The 12258-nt window shown below is 45.8% G+C and carries 11 protein-coding genes and 2 pseudogenes; 7 read left to right on the forward strand and 6 right to left on the reverse strand.

Annotated elements, in window-relative coordinates; all coding sequences use genetic code 11:
* The first annotated feature begins 1 nt into the window (after position 1).
* Positions 2-793, forward strand: a complete 792-nt coding sequence (locus Vt282_RS01115) for a DUF1338 domain-containing protein (protein ID WP_162063657.1) — start codon at positions 2-4, stop codon at positions 791-793.
* A gap of 54 nt (positions 794-847) precedes the next feature.
* Here Vt282_RS01115 and crp read toward each other — a convergent pair whose 3' ends face one another.
* The 6 genes and pseudogenes from crp to Vt282_RS01145 all read right to left on the reverse strand — a co-directional run bounded on the left by crp (position 848) and on the right by Vt282_RS01145 (position 6496).
* On the reverse strand, positions 848-1480 hold the full coding sequence (gene crp, locus Vt282_RS01120; RefSeq protein ID WP_005597159.1) for a cAMP-activated global transcriptional regulator CRP: 633 nt from the start codon (positions 1478-1480) through the stop codon (positions 848-850).
* 352 nt (positions 1481-1832) lie between these two features.
* A complete protein-coding gene (locus Vt282_RS01125; protein ID WP_162062355.1) occupies positions 1833-2702 on the reverse strand; it encodes a phosphoribulokinase in 870 nt (289 codons plus the stop codon).
* A gap of 137 nt (positions 2703-2839) precedes the next feature.
* Positions 2840-3052, reverse strand: a complete 213-nt coding sequence (locus tag Vt282_RS01130) for a YheU family protein (protein WP_162047321.1) — start codon at positions 3050-3052, stop codon at positions 2840-2842.
* Between the two features lie 66 nt (positions 3053-3118).
* A complete protein-coding gene (locus Vt282_RS01135) occupies positions 3119-4093 on the reverse strand; it encodes a hydrolase (RefSeq protein WP_162062356.1) in 975 nt (324 codons plus the stop codon).
* Positions 4090-4578, reverse strand: a complete 489-nt coding sequence (locus Vt282_RS01140; RefSeq protein WP_162062357.1) for a TIGR02444 family protein — start codon at positions 4576-4578, stop codon at positions 4090-4092. The genes Vt282_RS01135 and Vt282_RS01140 overlap by 4 nt, the downstream gene beginning before the upstream one ends.
* Positions 4575-6496, reverse strand: a pseudogene (locus Vt282_RS01145) (ABC transporter ATP-binding protein). The gene Vt282_RS01140 and the pseudogene Vt282_RS01145 overlap by 4 nt, the downstream one beginning before the upstream one ends.
* A gap of 134 nt (positions 6497-6630) precedes the next feature.
* On the opposite strand from Vt282_RS01145, the gene kefG reads away from it, so the two are divergent.
* The 6 genes and pseudogenes from kefG (at position 6631) to motX (ending at position 12219) form a co-directional block, all read left to right on the forward strand.
* Complete coding sequence (gene kefG, locus Vt282_RS01150; protein WP_162062358.1) at positions 6631-7248, forward strand: glutathione-regulated potassium-efflux system ancillary protein KefG; 618 nt, start codon at positions 6631-6633, stop codon at positions 7246-7248.
* A complete protein-coding gene (gene kefB / locus Vt282_RS01155) occupies positions 7232-9028 on the forward strand; it encodes a glutathione-regulated potassium-efflux system protein KefB (protein WP_162047316.1) in 1797 nt (598 codons plus the stop codon). Before kefG ends, kefB begins: the two co-directional genes overlap by 17 nt.
* Before the next feature lie 12 nt (positions 9029-9040).
* Positions 9041-9235, forward strand: a complete 195-nt coding sequence (locus Vt282_RS01160) for a YheV family putative zinc ribbon protein (RefSeq protein WP_162047315.1) — start codon at positions 9041-9043, stop codon at positions 9233-9235.
* Between the two features lie 87 nt (positions 9236-9322).
* A complete protein-coding gene (gene slyD / locus Vt282_RS01165; RefSeq protein WP_162047314.1) occupies positions 9323-9898 on the forward strand; it encodes a peptidylprolyl isomerase in 576 nt (191 codons plus the stop codon).
* Between the two features lie 288 nt (positions 9899-10186).
* Positions 10187-11352: pseudogene (locus tag Vt282_RS01170) on the forward strand (adenylosuccinate synthetase).
* Between the two features lie 231 nt (positions 11353-11583).
* Positions 11584-12219 (forward strand): flagellar protein MotX, encoded by a 636-nt coding sequence (motX, locus tag Vt282_RS01175; RefSeq protein WP_162062359.1) that lies wholly within the window; start codon positions 11584-11586, stop codon positions 12217-12219.
* The last annotated feature ends 39 nt before the right edge of the window (positions 12220-12258 follow it).

The following is a 12258-nucleotide window of genomic DNA, read 5'->3' on the forward strand; positions in this document are numbered from 1 at the left end:
ACTGACGCCTAATGATCTGTTTCAATCATTGTGGCATGACTATACCGAACGCTTATGTCCTTCTGCTGGCAACGTACATCGCTTGCTGGAGGAAAATGAACCCCTCATCAATGACCATATTGCACTGCGCACCTTTAATCTAACATCTGTCAATTTAGAGGTGCTGGCACAACCATTTATCGAGTTAGGTTACCAAGCGTCTGGCGATTATCAATTCGTTGCCAAAAAGCTGGTGGCGAAACACTATCAGCATGCTGATGCAAATTTACCGAAAGTGTTTATTAGTGAGTTAAAGCTGGAAGAGTGTTCAACGCAGTTACAGCGAATCGTCAAGCAATTGGTTGAGCAAATTGAGCCTCAATATATGCAGGGCAGCGAGTTTCTCTATGCTGGGCGACCATGGCAGTTAACCCATCAAGAATATATGCTACTAGCAGATGAGAGCGAATATGCAGCATGGGTAGCAGCACATGGCTATGGTGCCAATCACTTTACCGTAAGTGTTAATCAATTGACTCAGTTTGCTGAGGTGCAACAGGTTAATGATTATCTTAAGTCATCAGGGTTTGTCATCAATCAATCCGGTGGTGAAGTGAAGGGTTCAGCTGACGTTTTACTAGAGCAATCCGCTACCATGGCTGATAAAGTTCAAGTCGAGTTTGAGGATGGTGTGGTGTTATTGCCCGGTGGCTTTTACGAGTTTGCTAAGCGCTATCCAATGCCTAACGGCGAGCTGTATTCCGGTTTTGTCGCCGCCTCAGCGGATAAGATATTTGAGAGTACCAACTCTTAAGAAAAAGCCACCCGAAGGTGGCTTTTTAAATGTTTGCTTACTCACATCCGTGAATTAGCGAGTTCCGTACACAACGATCGTTTTACCGTGAGCAGAAATTAGGTTTTGCTCTTCAAGCATTTTCAGAATGCGACCTACGGTTTCGCGAGAACAGCCAACGATTTGGCCGATTTCTTGGCGAGTGATCTTGATTTGCATACCGTCAGGGTGCGTCATCGCATCAGGTTGTTTCGCTAGGTTTAGTAGCGTTTGTGCAATACGACCAGTTACATCTAGGAATGCTAGGTCACCCACTTTTTGGCTAGTCACTTGTAGACGACGAGCCATTTGCGAAGACAGGCGCATTAGGATGTCTGGATTAACTTGAATCAGCTGACGGAATTTCTTGAATGAAATTTCAGCAACCTCACAAGGAGATTTAGCACGAACCCAAGCGGTACGCTCTTGATCTTCTTCAAATAGACCAAGCTCACCGATGAAATCACCTTGGTTTAGGTAAGAAAGGATCATTTCCTTACCTTCTTCGTCTTTGATAAGTACCGCAACAGAGCCTTTAACGATGTAGTACAACGTTTCAGCTTTTTCGCCCGCGTGAATTAGCGTGCTTTTTGACGGGTACTTATGAATATGACAGTGTGAAAGGAACCACTCTAATGTTGGATCGGTTTGAGGTTTACCTAGAACCATAATATCTCACTTCCTCTGCAGGGTACGCTTGCGCTTTCCATGTTTTACCTATGCCCAATTGGGATAACTAGGATAAGAGCACTTATCTGGTGCTGCAAGCTATCTTGTGTTTCGGCTACAAATAGTATCCTTTTTCCCGAATCATTTCTTGATTTTAATCGGGTAGTCGCTGAAATTTTGTACGCAAAAACGTGCACATGATCACGGTATGAAAAGTAATCGTGTTTATATACAACCAAGTGATACCAAAATACCAATCTTGGAGTGTTGGCGCTTTTAGTCAGCGTACTTTTGCATGCAGAGGAGCGCTAGCAAAAACGCGTATTTTATGGCGGGTTGGCTATACAACTTGTCAGCCAATTTTTCCGGTTTCTATCAGTTGCTGTAGGATTGGCCGAACGATTAATTCCATCGCGAAACTCATTTTTCCCCCCGGCACAACAAGCGTGTTATGACGAGACATAAATGAGCCATCAATCATTGCCAATAGGTAAGGGTAGTCGACATTTTTGAAGCCGCGTAGGCGAATTACAACGAAGCTTTCATCTAGGCTCGGAATACCTTTCGCATCAAGTGGGTTTGAGGTATCGACGGTCGGTACGCGTTGAAAGTTGATGTGAGTACGCGAAAATTGCGGAGTAATATAGTTTAAATAGTCATCCATTGATCGCACAATCGAGTCCATCACCGCTTCACGAGAGTGGCCTCGATCTCGAGTATCGCGCACAAATTTTTGAATCCATTCAAGGTTAACGATCGGCACCATGCCGATTAGAAAGTCGACGTGCTGTGAAACATTCACCTCACCATCGACGACACCACCATGTAAACCCTCATAGAAAAGCACATCACTATTTTCCGGTAGTTCTTGCCATGGCGTAAACGTACCAGGCATTTGGTTGTAGGGGACGGCTTCATCAAAGGTGTGTAAATAGCGGCGTACTTTACCTGTGCCATCAGCACCGTATTGACGGAAAAATTCAGCGAGTGCGGGAAAATCGTTGGCTTGAGGGCCAAAGTAGCTGATGTGTCGACCTTGCTCACGAGCTTTGCGGATCTCAATATCCATCTCTGGGCGTGTAAAACGATGGAAACTATCCCCTTCAACCCATGCAGGTCTAATGTCCATCATATTGAACATTTTACGAAAAGCTTCAGAAGTGGTGGTAGTTCCTGCCCCGGATGAGCCTGTTACGGCGATAATTGGATGCTTAGCTGACATGACAAACCCTGTCTAAATAACGTTATTGTTTGTTGTTATTTTGCGATGATCTCGATTAGAGCATCACCGTTTTCAGCTACTTGGTATAACACACAAAGGTTACATTTTTAAACTTTTATTTAAAAAGCGTAAAGCAGTTAAAACTTCTGCTTGAGTTGAATATCGACCGTCTCGTGTAATTCAGAAAAAACAATCACAGCTTCACCGGTTTGCAATTGAGCTTTCACTTGATCAACTTTATCTTGCAGAGAGATTTCGACTTCGCCGTAATCAGTACCCTCACGGAGAACGAATTCGCGGATAAGATTATCAAGCGTATCGGGTGCAATCTCTTGCCAAGGAATAATCATAAAGACCTCTTAATTCTATGATCGTATTTCTATCAGCGGGTGGGCAGCGTATATCGCTGCCCTACATTATGCGGTTTTCAGTGCTTGATAGTAAGCAGGAAGTGTTTCCTCTAACCAGAAACGAGGCTTGAGCATAGAGCCAGTTACAAAGCCGACATGACCGCCATTGTCCATTAATCGATAATCGATGTTATCTGGCAGAACAAAATGGGGTATTACCGCATCAGTCATGAAAGGATCATCTTTAGCGTGAATGATCTGAGTTGGTAATTTGATTTGCTGTAGGCGGTGGATACCGGAGCAGCGTTGATAATAATCTTCAGCATTTTTAAACCCATGCAGAGGGGCGGTGACAAGATCATCAAAATCAGACAGTTTGGTCACACGTTTGATGCTCTGATAGTTGAGTCCTAACTCGCCTTTGAGCATATGGTGTTTACGCAGCGCATTACGTTTCAGAGATTTAAGTAAATAGGCTTTATACAGTTTCGAAAAGCCTTGCTCGATGCGCAGTGAACAGGCAGCAAGATCGAGTGGCGCTGAGACAATGGTTGCGGCATTCAACAGCGGGTTGTCTGCGTATTCTGCGAGGTAATTGGCCAGCATATTGCCACCCAAAGAGATTCCTATTGCGACTTTGCTCTGCTCGGGAAATTGCTGATGGATGTGCTGAAGGAAAAATCGAGCATCTTCAGTCTCTCCAGAATGATAAGCACGAGCTAAACGATTTGGTTTACCGCTACAGCCGCGAAAGTGCATCATTACAGATAACCAACCTTGTTTAGCAAAAGCGGCCATCAATCCATTGGCATACGGGCTATAGAAACAGCCCTCTAATCCATGAAACAGAATAAACAGCGGTTTATTTTGGGCGGATTTTGAATTGGGATCTTCGCTCCAAGCCAGATCAAGAAAGTCACCATCCGGTGTGTCGAGTGTTTGCCAAACTGGTTCGAATAGTGCCTTTTTACGAATAAAACGCGGGGCAAGAGTTTGAAGGTGAGGATTGCTCATCCCCCGAGCTGCAGTGAATTTTGTCATAGCGAGGCGGCCACATCGTGATCTGGAAACGGAGAAGCAAACGCCTGATGGAGATGCTCAGCATCTAACTTGCGGCAGTAGAACAGAGTCAATGGTTCACCGCTGGCATTGTGTAAGGTTAAACCGTTAATACAATCGACTAAATCGGATTGCTGCTGCTTCTCGAGTTGTAATTCAAATTGGAGAGCTTCTCGATAAAGGCTATCGGGAAGGGTTAATTTCACCTTGCGGCGAAATTCTCGAAAGCTAGTGAGCAGAGATTCGGAGCGGCTCAAGCATAGTTCGACTTGAGCCCAGTCCGATTTGGCGATGGTTGCGCCTTGCTCATCTAGCCACTTGAGCAAGAGGAGCAAGTTGACGTTGCCATGGTAGTGGTTTTGCAGAGTTAAGCACGCCTCTTTCACTTCTCGCACGCTGTAATATTGCAGACTGAACTGCCAGAGTCGCTCTAGGGTAAGTGAAAGATGTACGCGCTCTATAGTCATTGATTATTGAATTCCTGTTCCATCTGCTCTAGCTCTTCTTGAAGAGCCATCCATTCCATTTCTACATCTTCCAATGCCGTTTTACTGGAGGCCTGCTCTGTGAGAACTTGATTAAGTTTAGCCTTATTTTCGGCTTCATAAAGTGAGTTATCTGCCAATTGCTCTTCAGCCATCGCCAGTTTTGCACCTAACTTATCCATTTTTTCTTCAAGCTTTGTCAGATTCTTGCGAATTGGCGCGGTCAGTTTTCGGAATTCAGCTTCGCGACGTTTCTGATCTTTTTCGCTGCCGCACTGTTGGTGTTATTTTTCTCTGGTTGTTCCGCTTGTGCTTCGCGACGTTCTGCTTTTTGTTGATCAGTCAGCCATTTGTAGTAGTCATTTAAGTCGCCATCAAATGGGGCCACTTGACGGTCATGTACCAAATACAAATCATCGGTTGTCGCACGCAGTAGATAACGGTCGTGCGAGACGATGACCATAGCACCTTCAAAGCTTTGCAGTGCCATGGTGAGTGCTTGGCGCATATCTAAATCAAGGTGGTTGGTTGGTTCGTCGAGTAGCAATAAGTTGGGCTTCTGCCACACAATCAGAGCTAACACCAAACGTGCTTTTTCACCACCAGAGAATGGTGCGACCTTTTCTAATGCTTTGTCACCTTGGAAACCAAAACTACCTAGATAATCACGCAGTTGTTGCTCAGTATGTTTTGGCGCAATCTGCATCATATGTTGTAGAGGGGTCTCTTCTGGGTGCAGAGTTTCCAATTGGTGCTGAGCAAAGTACCCAATCTTCACCCCTTGTGAGTATGTCAGATCGCCACTTTGTGGTTTTAACTCGGCAGACAACAATTTGATCAATGTTGATTTACCGGCACCGTTACGACCGAGTAGACCGATGCGGCTTCCGGGAACTAAGTTAAGGCGAATCTTTTCTAGGATCAGATTGTCACCGTAACCCGCCGAAGTATCATCCATCATCATAATTGGATTTGGTAGCGCATCCGGTTCACGAAATTCAAAGCTAAATGGGTTATCAAACTGTGCTGGTAGCACCTTTTCCATACGCTCTAGAGCCTTGATACGACTTTGTGCTTGGCGCGCTTTTGATGCTTTGTAACGGAAGCGGTCGATGTAGCTCTGCATATGCGCGACTTGCTTTTGTTGCTTAGCAAACATCGCTTGTTGCAGGATCAGCTTTTGTGCTCGCTGCTCTTCAAATGATGAGTAGTTGCCAGTGTACTCGTTAAGTTTTTGGTTCTCGACATGAATCACTCGGCCAACAATTGGGTCAAGAAAATCACGGTCATGAGAAATTAGCACTAACGTACCTGGGTAGCTCTGTAACCAACGCTCCAGCCACATCACCGCATCAAGGTCTAAGTGGTTGGTTGGTTCATCGAGAAGCAGTAAATCAGATCGGCATAGCAGCGCTTGGGCTAGGTTAAGACGCATACGCCAACCACCGGAGAACTGAGTTAGGTTCCAACTCATTTGCGCTTGAGTAAAGCCTAAGCCGTCTAGTAGTTCTGCTGCACGAGCGCGAATGCTATAGCCGCCGATGGTTTCGATTTTACCGTGTAGCTCGGCAACTAAAGTGCCACGGTCAGCTTCTTCTGCTGACAGCAGTTGTTGCTCTAGCGAGCGATACTCACGGTCGCCATCAATGACATATTCCAACGCGGTGCGATCAAGCGCAGGGGTTTCCTGTGCAACCCAAGCTAATTCCCAGTGTGCAGGTTTGCTAAAGTTACCCGCATCAATATGGAGCTCGTCTTTGATTAAGGCGAAAAGCGTAGATTTACCACAGCCATTTTTGCCCACTAAGCCGACTTTGTCGCCAGGATGAATGGTCGCTGATGCGTTGTCTAGTAGGGGCTTACCGCCGCGTAGTAGTTGGATGTCAGAGAAGGTAATCATAGAGTTTTGTTTTTTCTTTAATCGATTCGCCACGCATAGTAGGAGGATTGAGCGAAAAAGTCGATCATTGCGTTATGCGCGTCAACCGCGTATAACAAAATGATAACGAAAATAAAAGGAACGCTGTACAAGGAATGGATTTCTCAGTTGCCGCTCAAACCAAAGTTTTGGTTATTTACGCCCATCCCGAATCTCAAGTATCGGTCGCCAATCAAGTGATGATCAACCGCATCAAAGAGCTTGAACATGTTACGGTGCGCGATCTTTATGCCCTTTACCCTGATTTTTTTATTGATGTCGGTACTGAACAGCGAGCACTGCTTGAACACGACGTCATCGTATTTCACCACCCACTCTATCTTTATTCTTGTCCAGCCTTACTGAAAGAGTGGCTCGATCGTGTATTGGGGCAAAAAGGGTTTGCCTACGGCGAGGGCAACGCATTACGCGGTAAATATTGGCGCAGCGTGATCACGGTAGGTGGCAAACAAGAGGCGTTTGGTGAGTTCGGCTACAACAAGTATCCGTTAGAACAAATTTTACAGCCTTTTGAACTGACCGCAGCGCTTTGTCGCATGAATTGGATAGAACCATTAGTGCTTTACTGGGCGCGTAATGTTAGTGATTTAGAGCGTGTTCAGCATGCCGAACAATATCGCCAGTGGCTCACTTCTCCATTAGAGAATGTCGATATCGTTTGTGGTGATGAGAGCACACCAAATATAGGAGGTCACGATGGCGTTAGAGGGTGACTTTCTTCAAAGCAGTGCCATATTTCTGACCGCGGCCGTGGTGGCAGTGCCAATTGCACAGCGCTTAGGGCTAGGAAGTGTATTGGGCTATCTATTAGCTGGGGTCGCGATCGGTCCTTGGGGGCTTGGTCTCATTCGCGATGTGGATGCGATTTTACATTTCGCCGAGTTTGGTGTGGTACTGCTGCTATTTTTGATCGGGCTTGAACTGAATCCTAAAAAACTCTGGCAATTGCGTGGTCCAATACTTGGTCTTGGTGGGGCTCAGGTACTTTTAACGACTACATTTCTAGCCAGCGTTGCTAATGTTATGGGGCTCAGTTGGCAGGTGAGTTTAACTATTGGTATGGGCCTCGCGCTGTCTTCAACAGCAATTGCTTTACGAGTGATTGAAGAGCAAGGCTTAGCGGGCAGTGAAACCGGTCAATCGGGTTTTGCCGTGCTGCTATTTCAAGATATTGCCGTGATTCCTATGTTGGCCTTATTACCGCTATTAGCGGGTAACACGTCAGGTAACTGGCAAGATGGACTGTATATGCTCGGCGGAGTAATTGGCTTATTAGTCGGCGGCCACTTTTTGCTACGCCCATTGTTTCGTTATGTCGTCGCCAGTGGCGTTCGAGAGCTATTTACTGTTGCCGCTTTGCTATTGGTGATTGGTATTGCGCTCATTATGAAGCAGCTTGGCTTATCGATGGCACTCGGTGCCTTCTTAGCTGGCGTGCTCTTGGCAGAAAGTGAATATCGCCATGAGCTGGAAATCGCCATCGAGCCATTCAAAGGATTGTTGCTGGGGTTGTTTTTTATCGCGGTCGGCATGGCCGTCAACTTGCGTTTATTGGCGTTACAGCCATGGACTATTCTCCTGAGTGTGTTGGCGTTAATCACGATTAAAGGCCTGTTACTGTACGCACTCGCACGAGCGGCTGGCATTCGAGCCAAATCTCGCAGCCGAATGGCGGCGATATTGAGTCAAGGTGGCGAATTTGCTTTCGTTATTTTTACGGCTGCTCAAAGCCAACATCTCCTCACTACAGAACAGACCGCATTTTTGCTGGTGGTGGTCAGTTTATCTATGGTGACCACGCCGCTTTTGCTAATGGGGCAGGAGAAGTGGTATGCGCTCAAACTCAATGTAGAAGATGAAGGGCAGCTAGCCTCGGATGTTATCGATAATCAACCAAGGGTGATCATTGCGGGATTTGGCCGCTTTGGGCAAATTGTTGGCCGTTTGCTGTATGCCAACAAAATCAAACTGACCATTTTGGAAAGCGATGCAAGCCAAATCAAATTGCTGAGAAAGTACGGCTATAAAGTGTTTTATGGTGATGCAACGCAAGTAGATTTGCTACGCGCTGCGGGCGCAAACAAAGCAGAAGCGATCATTCTCTGTACCGATTCGCCGGATGAAATTATGCAGATTGTTGATTTGTGCAAGCAGCACTTTCCACACTTGAAAATCCTTGCTCGTGCTCGCAGCCGAGTGGAAGCGTATCAATTGCTGAGTCACGGCGTGGATAAGTATTCTCGTGAGACGTTTCTTGGTGCGCTTGACCTAGGCAAGTTGGCGCTGGTGGAGTTGGGTATGCATCCTTATCAAGCACAGCGCGCAGAAGCGCATTTTAGAAAGCTCGACAATGCAATGTTGAAAGAACTTTTGCCACAGCACAATGAAGATAAACAATTGGCCCAACGAGCCAAGGAAGCCCGTAAAGAACTAGAAGAGATATTTGGTCGTGAAATGGAGAACGATCAGCAGAGCAAAAACTTCTGGGACTAGGAGACAAATAGAATGAAAAAGAGATTTATTGCGGGCGCCAGTTGCCCTAAATGCCAACAACAAGACAGTTTGCGCTGGTGGATCGAAAATAATATCGAGTTAGTTGAGTGTGTTGATTGTGATTACCACGATCAACGTAAACCTCAGTCAATGGAAAATACCGCTCGCGCTGATGAAAATATGATCGGTATTTTTCGTCCGAGTTGATTGTGTTTCTCAAATTGATCCCCATAATACGCAAGATAGTGTTTTTTCCCATTTCGTATGGGTAGCCAATAATGCCTCGGAGCAATTATGAAAATCGAAAAGAACGTAGTCGTAAGCCTAGCGTACCAATTGCAACTTGAAGATGGTGCTATCGTTGATCAATCAACTGTAGATGCGCCTCTAGATTACTTGCACGGTAACAACAACCTTATCACTGGTCTAGAAAACGCTCTAGAAGGTAAAGTTGTAGGTGACAAATTTGAAGTAACTGTTGCTCCTGAAGATGCTTACGGTGAGCACAGCGATGACCTAGTTCAACGTGTTCCTGCTGAAGTATTCCAAGGTGTTGACCAAATCGAAGTTGGTATGCGTTTCCTAGCGGATACTGACCAAGGTCCAATCCCAGTAGAAGTAACTGAAGTAGATGGCGACGAAGTTGTGGTTGACGGTAACCACATGCTAGCGGGTCAAACTCTAACTTTCAGTGTTGAAGTTGTAGCAATTCGCGAAGCAACTGAAGAAGAGATCGCTCACGGTCATATCCACCAAGGTGGCGGCTGCTGTGGTGGTCATGATCACGACCACGAAGGCGGTTGCTGTGGTGGCGAAGACAAAGGTGATGATCACGAGTGCTGCGGTGGCGGCGGTTGTGGCTCTCACTAATCACTAGTGCCAAGCCTGTTTTATTATTGGGCTGAGCTCGAAAAAAGCGAAGGAGATGAATATCGACTTCGCTTTTTTATTGTTAGTAGTAAACCCATGCTAAGCGAAGGAAATCTCTTTCTCCAGAGACCAATACTAATAAAATCGACAATCCAGCAGAGTGAACTTTGCCTTTTCTTTCGCGCTTGCCAATCGCATGTTCATTACAAATCGATGATTAAAAAATGACTGCAAGAAGAGTGATTCGGTGCTAGAATCCTTTTTTAACTAGCAATCAGACTTGGAAAGATGGGAAATAACGTAGTCGTTCTAGGCACCCAATGGGGTGACGAAGGTAAAGGTAAAATCGTAGACCTTTTAACTGAAGATGCAAAATACGTGGTGCGCTACCAAGGCGGTCACAACGCAGGTCACACACTTGTAATTGATGGTGAGAAAACTGTTCTTCACCTAATTCCATCAGGTATCCTTCGCGATAACGTAAAATGCGTTATCGGTAACGGTGTTGTTCTATCACCTGGCCTAAGCTCTTAAAAAATGAAATCCTCCAAAAGAAAGCGCGTATCGCCGCGGAAGCTATCGGTCGAGCGTTCGGCCCTTTCAACATGGGTCTGCGCGTTACCTAAAATTTGGAATACCATAACTTCGCACTAGTTAACTACTACAAAGCTGACGCTGTAAGCTATGAAGAAGTACTTGAGCAAGCGAAAGGCTACGCTGAACTACTAACTTCAATGGTTATGGACGTAACTGACGAACTAGATGCTGCACGTAAGCGCGGCGACAAAATCATGTTCGAAGGTGCCCAAGGTACACTTCTTGACATCGACCACGGTACTTACCCATATGTAACTTCTTCTAACACGACTGCTGGTGGTGTTGCTGCAGGTTCTGGTTTTGGTCCTCGTCACCTAGGTTACATCCTTGGTATCGCGAAAGCTTACTGTACTCGCGTTGGTGCAGGTCCATTCCCAACTGAACTTTACGACGGTCTAGATAAGCAAGATCCTGTAGGTAAACACCTAGGTACTGTTGGCCACGAGTTCGGTGCAACAACGGGTCGTCTACGTCGTACTGGTTGGTTCGATGCAGTAGCAATGCGCCGTGCAATCCAAATCAACTCAGTAACTGGTTTCTGTCTAACTAAACTAGACGTGCTAGATGGTCTTGAAGAGCTAAAAATCTGTACTGGTTACAAGATGGAAGACGGCTCTGTACTAGAAGTTTCGCCAATGGCTGCTGACGAGTACGAAAAAGTAACACCAATCTACGAAACTATGCCAGGCTGGTCTGAAAACACATTTGGTGCTAAATCACTAGACGCACTTCCACAAGCGGCACTTGATTACATCAAACGTATCGAAGAGCTAACTGGCGTACCTGTAGACATCATCTCTACAGGCCCAGATCGTAACGAAACTATTATCAAGGTTCACCCATTCGAATCTAAGTAATTAGCAACTTCGTTTAGAGAAAGCCGACCTTTGGGTCGGCTTTTTTATTGCGCGCTTTGTTGACCTTGGTTGGTGAAAGTTTCAACAGCTTATGGCAAGCTATTGCCAACTTGCGGCAAATTTTGTCTAAAGACTTTTCTGACATTGCCGATAAAGTTATCGAGACTAATTCTGCCTATTATTTAGGTAGGTAGGCATCGAATTCAACAATAGTGCAGGTATAGTGCAGGTATGAAGCTACGAACAGTAGCAGCTTCGTTGATGATGTCACTGTATGCGACCTTTAGTTACGCTAACGTAGCGGATGTGGGGGCGCCAGTGCCGATATATTCCGAAGCTGAACTAATTAAACTGATCGAACAGAATAAACATTTGGAGCGCGTCAAAGCCGACAACTGCCAATTGGTGGAAGATATTGTTGCGCGTGCGACTCGCATCAACTTACCGTCATATGAATTTTTATATGGCGATATGTTGGCGTGGGGGGTATGTGTCGATCAGGATGTTGAGCTTGGCCTGTACTACATGGAAAATGCTGCGCATCAGGGCCTGCCAACCGCGCTTGAGCAACTTGGCCGCTATTACTCACGTGGAACGTTTGTTCAACAAGATAAAGAACGCGCGATCCCTTATTTACGAGAAGCGGCTGCAATGGGCAACCTCAATGCCCGTATCCATTTAGCAGAATTATTGCTGCGTGATTATGGTAGTCCGCTTGATTACGAAGATGCTTATCGCTGGCTGTATAACTCCGTGACTGCCGACCAGCGTCAATACAAGCGAATTTCGCGACTGCGCCAAGGTTTAGAGCAACGGATGCCGGAAAATATTATCGCTCGCGCGAAACGTCGCGATACGTTCTGGTAACTCAGTCTTAAAACATAGAAACCTGTACATACAAAAATG

It is taken from the genome of Vibrio taketomensis, assembly GCF_009938165.1.
Classification (GTDB): domain Bacteria; phylum Pseudomonadota; class Gammaproteobacteria; order Enterobacterales; family Vibrionaceae; genus Vibrio; species Vibrio taketomensis.

Bases quoted from the DNA above. Each gene is read 5' to 3' on its own strand.
- crp (WP_005597159.1), bottom strand. From the start codon at position 1,480: ATGGTTCTAGGTAAACCTCAAACCGATCCAACATTAGAGTGGTTCCTT.
- Vt282_RS01125 (WP_162062355.1), bottom strand. From the start codon at position 2,702: ATGTCAGCTAAGCATCCAATTATCGCCGTAACAGGCTCATCCGGGGCA.
- Vt282_RS01130 (WP_162047321.1), bottom strand. From the start codon at position 3,052: ATGATTATTCCTTGGCAAGAGATTGCACCCGATACGCTTGATAATCTT.
- Vt282_RS01135 (WP_162062356.1), bottom strand. From the start codon at position 4,093: ATGACAAAATTCACTGCAGCTCGGGGGATGAGCAATCCTCACCTTCAA.
- Vt282_RS01140 (WP_162062357.1), bottom strand. From the start codon at position 4,578: ATGACTATAGAGCGCGTACATCTTTCACTTACCCTAGAGCGACTCTGG.
- kefG (WP_162062358.1), top strand. From the start codon at position 6,631: ATGGATTTCTCAGTTGCCGCTCAAACCAAAGTTTTGGTTATTTACGCC.
- kefB (WP_162047316.1), top strand. From the start codon at position 7,232: ATGGCGTTAGAGGGTGACTTTCTTCAAAGCAGTGCCATATTTCTGACC.
- Vt282_RS01160 (WP_162047315.1), top strand. From the start codon at position 9,041: ATGAAAAAGAGATTTATTGCGGGCGCCAGTTGCCCTAAATGCCAACAA.
- slyD (WP_162047314.1), top strand. From the start codon at position 9,323: ATGAAAATCGAAAAGAACGTAGTCGTAAGCCTAGCGTACCAATTGCAA.
- motX (WP_162062359.1), top strand. From the start codon at position 11,584: ATGAAGCTACGAACAGTAGCAGCTTCGTTGATGATGTCACTGTATGCG.